This is a genomic window from Candidatus Zymogenaceae bacterium (assembly GCA_016931225.1).
GTDB lineage: Bacteria > Desulfobacterota > Zymogenia > Zymogenales > Zymogenaceae > JAFGFE01.
The window spans coordinates 1-15,570 of sequence record JAFGFE010000022.1; the positions used below are offsets into that span (position 1 = coordinate 1).

Sequence of the window (15,570 nt, forward strand, 5' to 3'; positions counted from 1 at the left end):
AAACGGTAGCCGAGGAGAGCGTGGCGTAGTATAGTAGAACCATCTCACAGGAAGGCAAACTGTCAACGCAACTCGTGACTACCGCACGTTATCCTAAAAAAGGGCGGTGTGATGCTGCACAATTGTTTTGGGATCTGGCACCTCCATATATTCGTAATTTATGATAAGGAGTAAATAATACCTACTACGATATAGGGTAATAATCTCATATCATTCACTGGATAACAGAAGATCCCTCTCATTTTTCAAACAATGGGGCGGATTCAACAAGAAAAAGAACGGTCGTGTCCTTGACGGAAAAACCTGGGACGAGATGCCTCGTGTTCTTGCCGTGTAACAAAACTACTCGGCACCCCGCCCTCTTTTCATTCGCTTTTCACTTGCATTCTACCCACCCTCATCCGACATTTCTACTCCGGCTTCAACGCCGATACCTTGACACTGAGCACGATGTCACCCATATTTCCCACATCCTCCTCCGTCATGCCGGCATCCGCCATCGCCTCCTGTATGGTTGGGTCGTTCAGAAAGCCGTCCGTCGGATATGACGTCTCATCAACAATGGTCACATCAACGAAGCCCGCAGCGGATATGGCGTCGAGGTAGTCCTCCACGCGAAGCGCCCCGGCAACACACCCCACATAGGCCGCCGCCGATTTTCGCACCGGCTCCGGCAGATCGCCGGTCAACACGATGTCGGACACCATCAGTCTTCCCCCCGGCTTCAGAACGCGGTATGCCTCGGCAAAAACCGCGGGCTTGTCGACGGACAGGTTGATGACGCAGTTTGAGAGAACGGCGTCCACGGCATTGTCGGCCATCGGCAGATGTTCAATCTCGCCCAGTCGAAATTCCACATTGTCGTATTCTCCCTTTTCGGCGTTTTTCCTGGCCAGCTCAACCATCTCCGGCGTCATATCCACGCCGATGACTCTCCCGTTCTTCCCCACCCGCTCCGCCGCCAGGAAGGCGTCAAATCCGCCCCCCGCCCCCAGGTCAAGCACCACCTCGTTTTTTTTCAGAGAGGCCAGGGCCACCGGATTTCCGCATCCCAGGCCCAGGTTCGCCCCGTCAGGGGCGGCTTTCATTTCCTCGTCGGAATAGCCGATCATTCGGCCGAGCTCATTTACGCTCGAGGTGCCGCAGCACGACGAGGCCTTCTGCCCGCAGCATGAAGTTTGATTCGCGGCGATGTTCCCATATTTCTCCCGCACCATTTTCCTTATATCCGTTGTCTTCATGGTCATTCGTCTCCTTTTACCATATCTTGCATCATGGGACCCAACATATCCCGCACCATGCCCATCATGTCCTTCGCCTTGATGAGCGTCAGGCAACAGACTTCGCCGCCTCGAAACCAGGTGACCACTGCAAGCTTGTCTCCTGGGGAGATGCCGGCCTGCTCCCGCACCTCCTTCGGGAGAACCATCTGGCCCCGTTCATCCACGCTGACGATGGCCTCAACCCTGCAGCAGCTTTTTTCATCCATTGTTGTCTCCATTCGCCCTGTCTCCTCGTCCATGCGCCACCCCCAAAAAGAAAAAGTTGCGATAACCTATTATTCTGAATATTCAGATTTATCAGACTATTTATATAATACAGATATTTTAAAATCCTGTCAAGGATTTTCTCATGCAACGTACAGTGAACGGTCTTCTCCCTGCAACAAAAGGTTGACTTTATCATCCATACGGTTACAATAGATGGAACATTCTCAAGAGCCGCGGGAAGCCGCTCGGTGTCCGGCTTCACGGCGATACACGTCCGACATCACACGAAAAAGAGCGAGACCATGAGCGACAGCGACATGAAACAGGTGTTCTCGCGACCCGAGAGCCTGACAAAAAAACCATTCCACTTCTGCCCCGGCTGCAATCACGGCCTCATCCACAGGTTGGTGGCCGAAGCAATCGATTCCTTCGACCTGGTGCCGAAAACCGTCGGCGTGGCGTCCGTAGGCTGCAGCGTCTTTTTGTACGACTATTTCAACGTCGACGTCTTGGAGGCGCCCCACGGCCGGGCGCCGGCGGTGGCCACCGGCGTCAAGCGCGCCCTGCCGGACCGCGTGGTTTTCACCTACCAGGGCGACGGTGACCTCGCCTCCATCGGCATGAGCGAGATCGTCCACTGCGCCAACCGGGGAGAGGCCATCACCGTCATCTTCGTCAACAACACCGTCTACGGGATGACCGGCGGCCAGATGGCCCCCACCACCATGCTGGGCCAGAAAACCACCACCTCCCCCTACGGCCGGGAGCACGACCAGGACGGATACCCGGTTCGCATGGCGGAGATGCTGGCCACCCTGGAGGGAACGGCGTACGTCGCCCGGGTGGCGGTGAACACGCCGAAACGGGTGCTCAACGCGAAGAAGATCATCAAGCGGGCGTTCGAGACGCAGCTGAACGATATTGGTTTTGCGTTCGTGGAGGTGCTCTCCACCTGCCCGACCAACTGGCGTATGTCGCCCAGGGACGCGGCCAAGCGCATCGACGATGAGCTCATTCCCTACTGGCCCCTGGGAGTCTTCAAGGAACGAAAACAAACCGACGTCATGTAGCGGAAGAATCCCCTGCATACAATACACGACTGTGTGACAGATATCGACATATACACTACACGAGGTCCCATGTACTACGACACAACAATGGCAGGATTCGGCGGCCAAGGCATCCTGCTCATCGGCAACCTCCTGGCCTACGCCGCCATGACCGAGGGAAAACACGTCACCTACATGCCCACCTACGGGGTGGAGATGCGGGGCGGCACCGCAAACTGTACCATTGTGGTGGCCGATTCCCCAATCGGCTCGCCCATCATCGGAAATCCCATGAGCGCTGTGGTCATGAACAAGCCAAGCCTCGCCCGGTTCGGGCCAAATGTGCAAACCGACGGATTGCTTATCATCAATTCCTCTCTGGTGGACGATACCGTGGAGAATCGCCCGGACCTGCTGCAAATCCGCGTGCCCGCCAATGACATCGCCGCGGATCTCGGCAACGACCGCCTGGCGAACATGATCGCCCTGGGGGTGTTTTTGAAAAAGACCGGTCTTGTCGATATCGCGTCAATCGAGCGGGCCTTTACGAAGGTACTGGCGTCCCGCTATCATCACCTGATCGATAAAAACCTCGAGATGATCGACGAGGGGATGGAGTTCGCCGTCAAGAACGGCGGATAGAACGGGATTGCTGTGTACCGACGCGTACGATACATATTACTATCCAGATAACATACATCTTTTGTCAGAGAGAGGACATACGATGACCGAAGAACTGAATGTTGGGGAAAAGATAAAGCTACTCAGGGAAAAGAAAAAACTCTCGCTCCAGGACCTGGCCGATAAATCCGGCTTTACCTCGGCGGTGATCAACCAGATCGAAAATCACATGATCTCTCCCCCCCTGGGGACGATATTCAAGATCGCCCGGGCCTTGGAAGTGGAGCCGGGGTACTTTTTCCTGGAAAAGCCCAAGGCCCCCTTCTCCATCGTCAGGCACGACGAGCGCACGGCCGTCTCCCGGGTCGCCTCAAAGGAAGGCGTCAGTTACGGCTACTCATATGAATCCTTGGGCGCGGATAAAAAGGGGAGGCACATGGAGCCCTTCATCGTGACCCTAGAGCCCGATTCCATCAAGAATGTTAAGCCCTCCACCCACAACGGCGAGGAGTTCATCTTCGTCCTGCAGGGGGAGATGGACGTGGCCCTGGGCGACCACACCGACACCCTCAAACCGGGAGACAGCATCTACTACGACTCAACCACGCCGCACAAGGTAACCGCCCGGGGGGAGAAGCCTGCGGTCATTCTTGCGATCATCTATGCCGGCACGGTGTAGATGAACACCCAAAACCCGCATCGGCCCGTTTTGGGAAAGACGCTCCCTCTTCTGTTTCTCCGTGAATATCATCGATCTCACATCCTCGACGGAGCAATAATCCCCTCGTACCGTACAGTATCGTGATCTTCGGGCGGCTGCGAAATAAACATCTTCACATTACCCATTGAACGGATATACCCATGTGGATCAAAGAACCCGGCTGGATTACCGACCGTATTCTCTTTCTCGGAAGAAAAGAATCCTGCGTCTACCTCACAGGCCAAGACGAACACACCATTATCGGCGGCGGGTTGGCATACATCGTCCCGGAGCTGCTCACACAGCTTGACCGATACGGTATCGACCGAGACAGAATCACCCGCCTGCTCATCCTCCACGCCCACTTCGACCATGTGGGCGTCGTCTCGCACCTGCAGAACACTTTTCCGAACCTCCGGGTCATCGGGTCCCCCCGGGCGAAGGAGCTTCTTTCCCGAGACGATGTGGCGAACACCATCATCGACATGAATCGGGGGATGTTCGCGGCTAACGGGATGGAGACGGAAGCCCGGGACGTGATCCTGGAGCCGATCCGGATGGACGAGACAGTAACGGGCGGCGACCTGGTGACGTGGGGCGGGGTGGATTTCGAGATCATCGACGCGCCGGGGCACTCCTCCTGCTCCATCGCTGCATACATGCCGGAAGAAAAGGCGCTGTTCGCCTCCGACGCCGGGGGCATTCCCTTCGGAGACATGATCTTCGCCGCGGGCAACTCGAACTTCACCGAGTACCAGCAGACCCTGAAGCGCTTCTCCGCATACGACGTCGACATCCACCTGGCGGAGCACTACGGCGCCTTCACAGACGAGGAAGGCCGCACCTTCATGGGGCGATCCATCCAATCCGCAAAGGAGACCCGAAAAATCCTGGAGGATGCATACCGGAAGACGGGCAACATCGCCGAGAGCACGGGACTGGTGACCGAGGCGTTCACCGCCGGGTCCGAGGGCTACTTTCTGCCCCGGCCGGTCATGGAGATGGTCATCGGACAGATGATGAGACACATCGCCAAGACTATGGACGCTTCGGGATAATATATCCATACCTTCTGTAAGGAGATACGCATGATTCGAAAATATCTGATTATCACTCTGGCCGTCATGCTGGTGATGTCGGCGGCCTTCGTTACGACCCAAGCCCAGGAGGACGTCCCCGGGGTAACCGAGGATACGATCCTCTTGGGGACGAGCGGCCCCATGACGGGACCTGCCAACGCCGTCGGCACCGTGATCCGGTCGATGGAGACCTACTTCAACGCCGTCAATGCCGAGGGCGGCATCAACGGCAGACAGATCGAGCTGATCGTCCTGGACGATGCCTACGACCCGGCCAAGGCCCAGGCCAACGTCAGGAAGCTCATCGAGGATGAGCAGGTCTTCGCCGTCGTGGGCGTTTTGGGTGCGTCCATCGTCGAGTCGGTCATCGACTACATCGACGCCTCCGACGTGCCCTGGGTGGGGCTCATCTCCGGCAGCAGGAAGCCCTCCACCCCGCCCCGGGACAACGTCTTCGTCGGCTCCCCCGAGCACTACTGGGAGGCCCACGTGCTCTTCAACTACGCCGTGAGCGAGGGGGGATACGAGAAGGTCGGCATCTTTTACCAGAATGATGAATACGGCGGCGAGGGACTGACCGGCGCCGAGGACGCCGCATCCCTCAAGGGAATGGAGCTTGTCGCCGAGGTGCCTTATGAGCTGTTCGACACCGATTTCTCCACCCACGCCCTCAAGATGATGCAGTCCGGCGCGGACGCGGTGCTGCTCTACGGCAACGCCCGGTTCGTGTCCGCCTTCGTCAAGGCGTGCGAGGCCCTGGGCTATTCACCCCAATACTTCGGCTCCACGCCGATCAGCGGGGCGGAGCTCTTTGACTTGGCCGGCGCCGCGTGGGACGGGGCGCTGGTGACCACCTACACCCCGGACCCCTTCGGCGATGACGACGCCGTCATCTGGTACCGCGAGGCCATCGAGAAGTACGCCGAGAACGACTCCGACCGCATCGTAAGCACCAGCACCATGAAGGGCTTCTACTACGGTGACTTCGTGGTGGAGGGATTGAAACGGGCAAAGGAGCCGCTGACACGGGAGAGCTTCATGGCGGCGATGAACTCCATGGACAACCTCGACGGCCGCTTCGTCCACGGCGTCACCTATAACGACGAGAAGCGAAACGGCCCCTCCAGCTTCTACATCCTCGAAGCCGACTACGAAAACAAGACCTTCGTGCGGGTGACCGACTGGCTGACGCCTGAAGACTGACCCATAGAAGAACCTCACACAACACCTTCGGGGGGAGCTTCGGCTTCCCCCGTTTTTTTGTACGACAGACCGGCCGGCGCCACAAGACCGATCGCCTCGACACCGGCGTGCGAGAGAACGATTCCATTCCGGTGCGAGGAGGCACACCTAAAAACCCGGCGGGGGGAGCTTCGGCTCCCCCCGTTTTTTTGTTCGGACTGACGGGTATCATTCCCCTTTACGCACCGGGGGACCCGGTGTATCATAATAAAGGTGAGGTTTACTTTCGATGTGCATAGTGTCGGAGGCGGACATGAAGGATTTACAAGGAAAGATGACGAGGATCGCCGCGGGCGTCGTGTGTGCGATATTTTTGATTGTCTCCGCCGGGCCGGTCTCAGCGGCCTGTTTTTCCGGCCCCAGCGGGAAAAAGAAAGAGCAGATACTGGCGGAGCTCAACCGGGAGCGGCAAAAACAGGGCCTTCCCCCCTTGGTGTGCGACGGTGAGGTGGAGGACGTGGCCCAGGGACACGCAGACGACATGGCGAGACGCGGCTACTTCGACCACTACACCCCGGAGGGCCTCGCCCCCACCGACCGGCTGGACGCAGCGGGGGTGGAATACATCACCTACGGCGAAAACATCGCCTGGGGCGACCACACGGCGAAATCGGTGGTCAGCCTCTGGATGGGATCACCGGGACATCGGGCGAATATCCTGGATAACTACACCGGCGTGGGCATCGGCGTGTCGGGGAACTACTACGTGCTGGTATTTGTGAGGAAGTGAGCGATCCTTAGAAATTCAGAATGACGAAAAAAAGAATATTTGATTTGTGATAACTCTCTTTCTCAGAACCTCAACTCTTTTACTGGGCAATACACCACATGAATGTTTGAACGTCAATCATGTCCCTAGGTTTTAGCTCTGATATCTCCGAGAAAAGATAATCCGAGAATTTTAAAACGGATTCGTAGGTATGCCAATTCAATTCCGATTTATAATTTATCTCACGACGGCATGCTTCAGATGCATACTTTACCACAGTTGGTTTAACAAACATATAATTCTCAGGAAACATTATGAACGGGAAATATGTCGCCGTTGTCCACTTGGCGGCATTGATTTTTTCAAGCATCCTAGCAAACCTGTTGAACCGCCCTTCCAATTCTCCTTCATCATATAAAAGCAAATATAAAACCTCGGAGAATTCTTTTTTCGCATCAAAATTTTCCAATCCATCCCTTAAAGACATTTTTTCGTTGGGGAAAATCAGATTAGTCGCGTTCACAATTTTCAAGGCGCGTTTTACTATTTCCTCGTAATCCTGGTCCTTCAATAGCAAACTATACTCCCCTTTTTCCAATAATTTTTGGGCAAGCAAACGTGCTTCATCCTTGTATTCACGTTCTTCCTCTTGAAATTTTTTCCCGTAGAATCCTTGTGGAAATTGCTGCAAGAACAATTGAATCGACTGGAGGATACTTTGATATTTCCTTTTTGGAGGTCTTGGTGGAGGGGGGGTAATAAAGGGACCTGGTCCTTCAACTACTATCGGTTGAACATATTTCAGTTTCAATTTCTTTTCACCGACCCATTCAAAAAAAACATGAACGGTATCACCGTCACTGTCAGCGAGGACTTTTTCCCTCCCCCAGTCTTCTTTTGTTGGATGTTTCACTATATCGCCTTCCTTGTATTCCATATTCTCCTCTCCCATGACAACGCATTTGAAGATTGATACTTTGCCATTTATATTTACAGTGATATTACTATTTTTCTAATTATTTATTTTACTAATACGAATCTTTTGGCCAGAACTTTTCTTGTTTTGTTTCCTTTCCTATATATCACTCGGCCACCTCCCCCACCAACCCCTCCATCGCCACCTCTTTCTCATCGCCGGTTGTCATGTCTTTCACCTTCACCGCGCCCCGGGCGATTTCGTCGGGCGCCACGATGACCACCTTCCGTGCGCCGATGCGGTCGGCATATTTAAACTTCTTCTTAAGGCGGTCGCCCGTGGCGTAGACGTCGGTATTGACGCCGGATTTCCGCAGCTCCCGGGCCAGCTTCAGGGCCAAGCCCACCTCGTCATTCCCGAAGGGCGCCACCAGCACCTCGATCCGCTCCCCCGCCCCCTCCATCATCTTCAGCTCCGCCATCACCTGAATGATGCGCTCAAGCCCCAGGGCCATGCCGGTGGCGGGGACGTCCACGCCGGAGAAGATCCCGATCAGCCCGTCGTACCGCCCGCCGCCGGAGAGGCTCCCCACCTTCGGGGTCTCGACCACCGTCTCGTGCACCGGGCCGGTGTAGTAGGCCAACCCCCGGGCCAGCCGGGGCGAAAAGGCCATCCTGTCGGGTGATATCCCCATCCCGTCGAGGTAGTCAAAAAGGAGCCTCAAGTCCTCCAGGGCCTCCCTCGCCTTCTCGTTCGCCTTCAGCTCGCCCATTATGGAGGAGATGTCTCCCGCCACATCACCAGTCGCCGTGGTGACGGAAAAAAGATCGTCCACGGCGGATTTTTCGAACCCCGCCTCGGCGTACTCCGCCCGCACGGCGTCTTCGCCAGCCTTGTCGAGCTTGTCGAGAATCCGCATGGCCTGGGGCGCCCTGTCGTCACCGATGCCCAGCCGCTCCATCAGGCCGGAAAGCAGCCCCCGGTGGTTTATCTGGGTGACGGCGCTCTTGAACCCGAGGGCCGTCATGATGTCGGTGATGAGGGCGACGATCTCCGCATCCGCGGAGACATCCGCCACGCCCACCACGTCCGCATCGCACTGGAAAAACTCCCTCAGCCGCCCCTTCTGGGGCTTTTCCGCCCGCCACACCGGCTGGATCTGGTAGCGCTTGAACGGCATGACGATTTTATCCTGGTACTGGGCGATGACCCGGCACAGCGGCACCGTGAGGTCGTACTTGAGGGCCACCTCCCGGCCGCCCTTGTAGGCCAGGTCGAAGATCAGCCCCTCGCCCTCGTCGCCATACTTGCCGGTCAGGACGTCGAAATATTCCATGGCCGGTGTCGCCAGCGGCTGAAACCCGTAGCGGACGAAGTGGTCGGTGATGATGCGGATGACCTCCTGGCGGAGATACATGTCCTCGGGGAGAAAGTCCCGGGTGCCCTTCATGATTCGCGGCTTGATGATGTCCATGTGTTCCTCGGTGTCGATAATGCGGGGCGGGCGCGGCCTGTGTCTTCCGGCCCGCGCCCCGGCGATGTCCAAATTCGTCTCCCGGTTATATCAGAAGGACGGGGATTAGTCAACGATCACGGGATTCCCGGCGGGTCAGTATCGTCCATCGCCGGATCGGATAGGGGATGTTTTCGGCGTAGAATTCCCCCTCGTCCGCCCGCGTGAGACCGTGGTCCGTGTATATATCGCGTATAGCGGCGTAGGTCAGGCCGGTGTCGTCGTCGCCGGTCTCGGTGGCGCCGTGTTCCACAAGCACCAGCCGGGGGAAACCCTCGGGGCGTTCTGTGATGCGTTGATGTATCTCGTGGACGTTGTATCGGATGGAGGAGACGCCGATGTGGAAGACGACATCGAAGCGGGTCTCTATGGGAAAGTACCGCGCCATCGAGACGGTCCATGTTGCTTTCGGGTGTCTTGCCCGGCAGTAGTCGATGACCTTTTCGTTCATGTCAAAGCCGGTGTATGATGCTGGCTCGTGGGCGGGGATGATGTAATCGGCCAGGACGGCGTAGCCGCAGGTGGCGTCCAGGTAGGATTCACCGGATGCGAGGTGGGGCCGAACGGCCCGGTACAGGATTTCCGGCCGCCGGCTTTTTTCCGGCGCCAGATAATCGCAGGGGATGGGGTGATCTTTCTTCCGTTTTTTTCCCATGAGTCTGTGGTTACGTTTTTTGCGGGGTGAGAATCCCCGCGTCCATAAAAAAAGGCCCCGCGGGGCCCTGTTTTCGACGGGATGGGTGCTCCGCCGAAGCTGTATTCCTATCGAGCATTCAATTGAGGCCGTATATCCTTCCCTGATCCTTCCCTGTATTCCCCTTCTCTCCGCCTCCTGCCCCCCCTCTTGGCCCCCCTGCTCGGTGTGTGTAAAATGGGGTGGATAGAGGGATTTGAACCCTCGGCCTCCAGGGCCACAACCTGGCGCTCTAACCCCTGAGCTATACCCACCACAAGAGCATTTTGGAATTTAAAATGATAGTATTGTCTCGGAGAAAAGTCAACTGAAAAATTTTGACTTTTTTTCATAATATGATATAAATGAAAAGTTTTATGTGAGGAGACCATGCACGACACCAGGCGGGGGGCGGACCTGCTCCCCACGGACATGTTACGCTTTCGATACACCGAGCGGGTATTCCGGGAGGAGGCCATCCGGTGGGGATACCAGGAGGTGCGCACCCCCACCATCGAGCCTCTCTCGCTCTTTACCGCCGCCGGCACCCTGGACCCGGGGATGCTGGAGGATCTCTACTCGTTTCTGGACTGGGACGGCTGGAGCGGCGAGCGGGTGGTACTGCGGCCCGACGGCACCATACCCATCGGGCGGCTTTTCATCGAGCGGCTTGCCGGGCATGAGCGCGCGAGGCTCTTTCATATATCCAATACCTTTGCGTATGACGAGGACGGCACCTCGGAGCACTGGCAGTGCGGTGCGGAATACCTGGACGCCGCGGGAGGAGACAGGGCCCACGCCGATACGGAGGTGGCGTCGATGGCGCTGTCGGTATTGACGAAGCTCGGGTTCGAGGCGCCGCACCTCAGGGTGGGATACCCGCCCTTGATTCGCGCCGTCCTGGGGACGATGGAGCTTTCGGCCTCCCGACGCCGGGAGGTGACCGAATACATCCGCACCCGGAACATCCAGGGTTTGAAGGGCCTTTCCGACATCGAGGGCATGAAGAAGCTCTTGGGGCTTCTTGAGCTGTCGTCATCGTCGGCGGACCTGATCAAGAATATCACGGCGTACCTCCCCAATACAGACGAGACGTCCCGGGCGCTGGAGGATTTCTCCTCCTCCCTTGCAGCGCTGGAGGCGGCCCATATCCCGTTCGAGATCACCTTCGCCCTGCCGCTGGTCTTCGAGTACTACACGGGGCTCGTGATGGAGATATACCCGGACAAGGAGAGGACGAAGCGAAAGGACCTGTTGATCTCCGGCGGTCGGTACGACGGATTGATCGATCTTCTCAGCGACGGCGAAACCCGCGCCCGGGCGGTGGGGTTTGCGCTTCGCGTGGATCGGCTCATCGAGTGCCCCGATTTCATCCGCGCGCTCTCCCGCCGGGGGGTGCTGGTGATGCCCGGGGACGACCTAAACCTCGCCCGGGCCTGTGTGTGTCACCTCCGGGACGCCGGCTTCATCGCCGAGGTGGCGGGCATCGCCCAGGATCATTCCAACTTCCGCTGGCACGTGACGTTTGAAAACGGTACCCTCCACGTCACCGATACCGACAGCGGCACCATCACCCATCATCCCACGGAGCGGCTTTCCGATGTCCCCTCTTCCCTCACGTAGCGACGCGGAGCTGAAGCTTGCGCTGCCCAAGGGAAGCCTCATGGCCGACATCGCAGGCCTCATGGAGTCCCGGGGCTTCATCGTGCCCGGATACGACGAGAAGTCGAGGGTCTATCGCCTCCGCTCGGAGGAACCTTCCGGCGTGTTCGTCAAGGTCTTTTCCGAAAAGGACATCCCCATCCAGGTTGCGGTGGGGAACTACGATGTGGGCATCGCCGGGCGGGACTGGATCGAGGAGCTGACGGCGGGCTTTCGCTTCATAGACATCGTCTCCGTGGCGGAGATGGGCTATCGGCACGAGACCCTCTTCGCCGCCGGGGCGCCGGGGAAGACGCTGGAAGACATCCGGGCGGACCGCCGGGGCGAATTCATCCGTATCGTCAGCGAATATCCGAACCTGGCCGAGCGCTTCGCCCGGGAGCAACGCTTTCCCCGCTACCGGGTCTTCCCGGTCTGGGGCGCGGCCCACGCCTACATCCCCCACAGCGCGGACATCGCCGTGGTGCGGGTGCCCTCGGAAAACGGCGACGGCGAGGCGGAGGTCGAAAAGCTGGGGCTTATGCCCCTCGCCAGGATCATGCCGTCCGTGGCCACGCTCATCGCCAACCGGACATCGTTCGAGAAAAAGGATCTCAGCCTGATACTGGGCCGCTTCACGGAGGGGAGATGATACGACTGGCCCTGCCCGACGGGCATCAGCAGAAACACATCATCGGGCTTCTTGAGAAGACCGGCATCGAGCTTTCCGGCTACGATCCGGGAAGGCCGCTCCGCCGCCCGAGAGTGAACCTGGACGGCGTGGAGGTGACGGTCATCCGTCCCCAGGACATGCCCGCCCAGGTGGCCCTGGGGAACTTCGACCTGGCCCTCACCGGGGTTGACTGGCTGTACGACCACCTCTTTCGCTTCCCGAAGAGTCCCGTGGCGGGGCTTTTGGACCTCGGCATCGGCCGGGTGCGGATCGTTGCGGTTGTCACGGAAGACACCCCGGCGGACGACCTTTCCGGGATTAACCGCCTCGTGGGCGAGGGATATTTCCCCGCGCCGTTTTTCCGGGTGGCGTCGGAATATGTCAACATCGCCGACCGCTTTGCCATGGCCCGGCGGTTTTCCCATTACCGCGTCATCCCCACCTACGGCGCCACCGAGGCGCTGCTGCCGGAGGACGCGGACATGATCGTCGAAAATACCGAAACCGGCACGACGCTCGTGAAGAACAAGCTCAAGATCGTCGATGAGCTGTTCATCTCCGTGGGGTGCCTCATCGGGCGGCGGGGGATTATGGACGAGGGACGCCCCGGGGCCACACGGGTGTACGATGAAATTCGGGGGATAGACGGGGTCTCCCCCCACAGCCCCGTGGAGATGTAGCCGGGAACGCACAACGCAGCTTGCCCCATCGAGGAGCCCGCGGCCTTGCCGCCGGTAAAAAATACAAAAGCATACTATACTCAGCGATTCGTTTTCGTTTCATCATCACCGACCGGATATCCCGGTTGCACACATGAGGCCCATGCGGGATATGAACGACACCCCCCCCACACACACCAGGACGCGGGAATTTCTCGCCGGCGTCCGGGACACGATCCCGCTGCTCTTGGGGGCGTTTCCTTTCGGCCTCATCTACGGCGCCCTGACCGTCACCTCGGGGCTCTCGGTGGCGGCGGCCATGGGAATGTCGCTCTTCGTCTTCGCCGGCTCCGCCCAGTTCATCGCCACAGGCCTGGTGGCGGCGGGTGCCCCCGTCTCCGTTATCATCCTGACCACCTTCATCGTCAACCTCCGCCATCTCCTCTACAGCGCCACGTTGCTGCCGCATCTGCGGGACCTCCCCCAGCGGTGGCGGATACCGCTGGCCTTCTGGCTGACGGACGAGGCCTTCGCCGTCTCCGTCCACCGGTACGCGAAGACCGACGACTCCCCCTTCAAGCACTGGTACCAGCTCGGCTCGTCCCTCATCATGTACCTGGACTGGCAGCTCTGGTGCTACCTGGGGGTAGTCCTGGGGGATCGGATTCCCGACGCGTCGAACTGGGGGCTGGACGTGGCGATGCCGATCACCTTCATCGGGATGGTGATCCCGTTCGTCAAGGGCATCCCGATGGTGGTGTGCGTGCTGGCGGCGGGGGCGGCGTCGTTGATGACGCTGGGGATGCCGTATAAGCTCGGGATCATCGTCTCGGCGTTTGTGGGCATCATCGCGGGGATGGTGACGGAAAAGACCCGGCGGGCGAAGAGGAGGGCTAGCATATGAGGGCGTGGGAAGCGGTGATGATCCTCGGTATGATGGCGGTGACCTTCGGGATACGTTATGTGCTCCTGGGCCTGGCGGACAGGTTCCGGATGCCCCCGCTTCTGGAGGACGCGCTCCCCTACATCCCCCCGGCGGTGCTGATCGCCATCACCGTGCCGGCGGTGCTTTTGCCCAGGGGCGAGTGGGAGGTGACGCTCCAGAACCCGTACCTGGCGGCGGCGCTGATCGCCACCGGCACCGGCGTCGTTACGAAGAACCTGCTGGCGACCATCGCCGTGGGCCTGGCGGCGTTTTTCTTCCTGGCGCACTTCGACCTGGTGATGGGGTTTGTGTGGGGGGTGTTTAAGCAATTTTGAATAGATGTTTCTATCAGTTTAGTGAGTAATATTTTTTTAGTAAAAAATGCAATTTCGAACTCACATTATAAATAACAATATCAATTTGTTCATCAGAATATTCTAAAGACCTACTATGAACACTATGTAAAATTTCAATTATTTCCAATATACACTTTATATCTTTATCAACAAAATCAGGTATATTGCTATTACTTTCGCTCTGATCTGTTTTATCAAAAAAGTATGATAATCGTCCTCTCCTTGTAGGCCTACCATCGTGAATATATTGTACGGATTTTTTTTGATTTATACATATCCACTCCATCACTTCACTTTCAGGTGCAATCTCATGAAGCACGTGAGTCAATAATACACGCAATGAAGAAAAACAATGTCTTGTTTTATCTGGATTACTACTTTTTGAAGCATCAATAGCGCCTCTAAGCATTGTTCTGAAATTTGGGTCCATTTGTGCAAGTAATTCCTCAACTTCAGATAAAACATCAACCGTTGAGGGAGTACCTTCAAATGTTTCAAAACTCTTAAATTTATTATCCTTATCAAAAACTAATAGCGTCTGTCTTGATAAAACTAGTTCCTTTGCTGCGAAATCAAATAGCGAGATTATCTTATCATTATCTATTAGTATTTCTTTTATGTTATTAACTAGGCTTAGAAAAGCATTATCCATGTTCTCAATTGTACTTCCCAGGCTATTTATCGTTACTTCATTTAATTGTCCCCAAAAAGCGTTTTTTAAATCAAAATTAATGTAATTCCTCTCAATAGTAGCAAGATTTAAAAAATTTCGATTTATAGACTCTGCAATAATTCTATTGTTCTCTGCAAACTCTGCTAAAGATTTATTTGACCTTGTTGCCTCTTCTAAAAAAGTATAGTTTATTCTAAGTTCTCGAAATCCTTTCATAAGATCTGAAGCACTAAGTGCGTCTGCAATAGCTTTATTAAACATTTCCTGTTGATTAGACAATTCTGCAATTTTCTCAAAAAGAATATTTGATGTTTCTGATACACTATATAAAAGACTGCTAGAACTAGCAGTTTTATAAAGTGCTTTATCAAATTCTTCACTTGTCTGAAGCATTTGCCTGTATAAATCTTTTATATCTTTGTTGTCAGCTTTGATTGTTCGAAAAAAAAAGTTCTACTTATCTTTTGGTTTTAAAGAGACTCCAAGTTCACTTGCTTTATTATATATAGCTTGCTCTGTGCGTCCAAGTTCTTTTGCTATTACCTTTGTTGGCACATTGCTATTCGCCATTCTTTTCAATTTCTTTTCATCACCTTTTTCCCATTTCTCACCACTATGTTCTGACATTTTCTTTACTCCCTTTCTTAAAAG

General features: G+C 56.1%; 18 protein-coding genes and 1 tRNA gene. 11 read left to right on the forward strand and 8 right to left on the reverse strand.

What is annotated here, in order from left to right; all coding sequences use genetic code 11:
• Positions 1–410: 410 nt before the first annotated feature.
• Complete coding sequence (locus JW885_09845) at positions 411–1,241, reverse strand: arsenite methyltransferase (protein MBN1882464.1); 831 nt, start codon at positions 1,239–1,241, stop codon at positions 411–413.
• 2 nt (positions 1,242–1,243) lie between these two features.
• Positions 1,244–1,522, reverse strand: a complete 279-nt coding sequence (locus tag JW885_09850) for an AbrB/MazE/SpoVT family DNA-binding domain-containing protein (GenBank protein ID MBN1882465.1) — start codon at positions 1,520–1,522, stop codon at positions 1,244–1,246.
• Between the two features lie 285 nt (positions 1,523–1,807).
• Between JW885_09850 and JW885_09855 the strand changes: the two genes are divergently transcribed.
• From JW885_09855 to JW885_09880, 6 genes are all read left to right on the forward strand, one after another.
• On the forward strand, positions 1,808–2,560 hold the full coding sequence (locus JW885_09855; protein ID MBN1882466.1) for a 2-oxoglutarate oxidoreductase: 753 nt from the start codon (positions 1,808–1,810) through the stop codon (positions 2,558–2,560).
• Between the two features lie 69 nt (positions 2,561–2,629).
• On the forward strand, positions 2,630–3,181 hold the full coding sequence (locus tag JW885_09860) for a 2-oxoacid:acceptor oxidoreductase family protein (GenBank protein ID MBN1882467.1): 552 nt from the start codon (positions 2,630–2,632) through the stop codon (positions 3,179–3,181).
• 82 nt (positions 3,182–3,263) lie between these two features.
• Positions 3,264–3,839 carry a helix-turn-helix transcriptional regulator gene (locus JW885_09865; GenBank protein MBN1882468.1) on the forward strand — a complete coding sequence of 192 codons (576 nt, stop codon included), beginning with the start codon at positions 3,264–3,266 and terminating at the stop codon, positions 3,837–3,839.
• A gap of 182 nt (positions 3,840–4,021) precedes the next feature.
• Positions 4,022–4,918 carry an MBL fold metallo-hydrolase gene (locus JW885_09870; GenBank protein ID MBN1882469.1) on the forward strand — a complete coding sequence of 299 codons (897 nt, stop codon included), beginning with the start codon at positions 4,022–4,024 and terminating at the stop codon, positions 4,916–4,918.
• Between the two features lie 30 nt (positions 4,919–4,948).
• Positions 4,949–6,142: an ABC transporter substrate-binding protein gene (locus tag JW885_09875; GenBank protein MBN1882470.1), complete on the forward strand. Its 1,194-nt coding sequence runs from the start codon at positions 4,949–4,951 to the stop codon at positions 6,140–6,142.
• Positions 6,143–6,434: 292 nt separating this feature from the next.
• On the forward strand, positions 6,435–6,911 hold the full coding sequence (locus JW885_09880) for a CAP domain-containing protein (protein ID MBN1882471.1): 477 nt from the start codon (positions 6,435–6,437) through the stop codon (positions 6,909–6,911).
• A gap of 79 nt (positions 6,912–6,990) precedes the next feature.
• Here JW885_09880 and JW885_09885 read toward each other — a convergent pair whose 3' ends face one another.
• The 4 genes from JW885_09885 to JW885_09900 form a co-directional block, all read right to left on the reverse strand.
• Positions 6,991–7,827, reverse strand: a complete 837-nt coding sequence (locus JW885_09885; protein MBN1882472.1) for a DUF3553 domain-containing protein — start codon at positions 7,825–7,827, stop codon at positions 6,991–6,993.
• 145 nt (positions 7,828–7,972) lie between these two features.
• Entirely contained in the window at positions 7,973–9,352 is a 1,380-nt protein-coding gene (gene hisS / locus JW885_09890; protein MBN1882473.1) for a histidine--tRNA ligase, read from the reverse strand.
• A gap of 37 nt (positions 9,353–9,389) precedes the next feature.
• Positions 9,390–9,974: a class I SAM-dependent methyltransferase gene (locus tag JW885_09895; protein MBN1882474.1), complete on the reverse strand. Its 585-nt coding sequence runs from the start codon at positions 9,972–9,974 to the stop codon at positions 9,390–9,392.
• Positions 9,975–10,191: 217 nt separating this feature from the next.
• Positions 10,192–10,267 (reverse strand) — tRNA-His (locus JW885_09900).
• Between the two features lie 115 nt (positions 10,268–10,382).
• Here JW885_09900 and JW885_09905 point away from each other — a divergent pair.
• From JW885_09905 to JW885_09925, 5 genes are all read left to right on the forward strand, one after another.
• The gene (locus JW885_09905; protein ID MBN1882475.1) at positions 10,383–11,615 is read left to right on the forward strand and encodes an ATP phosphoribosyltransferase regulatory subunit; all 1,233 of its coding nucleotides are present in this window, start codon (positions 10,383–10,385) and stop codon (positions 11,613–11,615) included.
• Positions 11,593–12,285 carry an ATP phosphoribosyltransferase gene (gene hisG / locus JW885_09910; protein MBN1882476.1) on the forward strand — a complete coding sequence of 231 codons (693 nt, stop codon included), beginning with the start codon at positions 11,593–11,595 and terminating at the stop codon, positions 12,283–12,285. The genes JW885_09905 and hisG (JW885_09910) overlap by 23 nt, the downstream gene beginning before the upstream one ends.
• Positions 12,282–12,986 (forward strand): ATP phosphoribosyltransferase, encoded by a 705-nt coding sequence (gene hisG / locus JW885_09915; protein ID MBN1882477.1) that lies wholly within the window; start codon positions 12,282–12,284, stop codon positions 12,984–12,986. Before hisG (JW885_09910) ends, hisG (JW885_09915) begins: the two co-directional genes overlap by 4 nt.
• 151 nt (positions 12,987–13,137) lie before the next feature.
• On the forward strand, positions 13,138–13,869 hold the full coding sequence (locus JW885_09920) for an AzlC family ABC transporter permease (protein ID MBN1882478.1): 732 nt from the start codon (positions 13,138–13,140) through the stop codon (positions 13,867–13,869).
• Entirely contained in the window at positions 13,866–14,225 is a 360-nt protein-coding gene (locus JW885_09925) for an AzlD domain-containing protein (GenBank protein ID MBN1882479.1), read from the forward strand. Before JW885_09920 ends, JW885_09925 begins: the two co-directional genes overlap by 4 nt.
• 13 nt (positions 14,226–14,238) lie before the next feature.
• On the opposite strand, the gene JW885_09930 is transcribed toward JW885_09925, so the two are convergent.
• A complete protein-coding gene (locus JW885_09930; protein MBN1882480.1) occupies positions 14,239–15,312 on the reverse strand; it encodes a hypothetical protein in 1,074 nt (357 codons plus the stop codon).
• Positions 15,313–15,372: 60 nt separating this feature from the next.
• Positions 15,373–15,546: a hypothetical protein gene (locus JW885_09935; GenBank protein MBN1882481.1), complete on the reverse strand. Its 174-nt coding sequence runs from the start codon at positions 15,544–15,546 to the stop codon at positions 15,373–15,375.
• Positions 15,547–15,570: the final 24 nt, after the last annotated feature.

Coding starts and splice junctions, on each gene's coding strand:
- JW885_09925 (MBN1882479.1), top strand. CDS start 13,866: ATGAGGGCGTGGGAAGCGGTGATGATCCTCGGTATGATGGCGGTGACC.
- JW885_09865 (MBN1882468.1), top strand. CDS start 3,264: ATGACCGAAGAACTGAATGTTGGGGAAAAGATAAAGCTACTCAGGGAA.
- JW885_09855 (MBN1882466.1), top strand. CDS start 1,808: ATGAAACAGGTGTTCTCGCGACCCGAGAGCCTGACAAAAAAACCATTC.
- JW885_09885 (MBN1882472.1), bottom strand. CDS start 7,827: ATGGAATACAAGGAAGGCGATATAGTGAAACATCCAACAAAAGAAGAC.
- JW885_09935 (MBN1882481.1), bottom strand. CDS start 15,546: ATGTCAGAACATAGTGGTGAGAAATGGGAAAAAGGTGATGAAAAGAAA.
- JW885_09895 (MBN1882474.1), bottom strand. CDS start 9,974: ATGGGAAAAAAACGGAAGAAAGATCACCCCATCCCCTGCGATTATCTG.
- JW885_09930 (MBN1882480.1), bottom strand. CDS start 15,312: ATGCTTCAGACAAGTGAAGAATTTGATAAAGCACTTTATAAAACTGCT.
- hisG (MBN1882477.1), top strand. CDS start 12,282: ATGATACGACTGGCCCTGCCCGACGGGCATCAGCAGAAACACATCATC.
- hisG (MBN1882476.1), top strand. CDS start 11,593: ATGTCCCCTCTTCCCTCACGTAGCGACGCGGAGCTGAAGCTTGCGCTG.
- JW885_09920 (MBN1882478.1), top strand. CDS start 13,138: ATGAACGACACCCCCCCCACACACACCAGGACGCGGGAATTTCTCGCC.
- JW885_09905 (MBN1882475.1), top strand. CDS start 10,383: ATGCACGACACCAGGCGGGGGGCGGACCTGCTCCCCACGGACATGTTA.
- JW885_09870 (MBN1882469.1), top strand. CDS start 4,022: ATGTGGATCAAAGAACCCGGCTGGATTACCGACCGTATTCTCTTTCTC.
- JW885_09875 (MBN1882470.1), top strand. CDS start 4,949: ATGATTCGAAAATATCTGATTATCACTCTGGCCGTCATGCTGGTGATG.
- JW885_09850 (MBN1882465.1), bottom strand. CDS start 1,522: ATGGACGAGGAGACAGGGCGAATGGAGACAACAATGGATGAAAAAAGC.
- JW885_09845 (MBN1882464.1), bottom strand. CDS start 1,241: ATGAAGACAACGGATATAAGGAAAATGGTGCGGGAGAAATATGGGAAC.
- JW885_09860 (MBN1882467.1), top strand. CDS start 2,630: ATGTACTACGACACAACAATGGCAGGATTCGGCGGCCAAGGCATCCTG.
- JW885_09880 (MBN1882471.1), top strand. CDS start 6,435: ATGAAGGATTTACAAGGAAAGATGACGAGGATCGCCGCGGGCGTCGTG.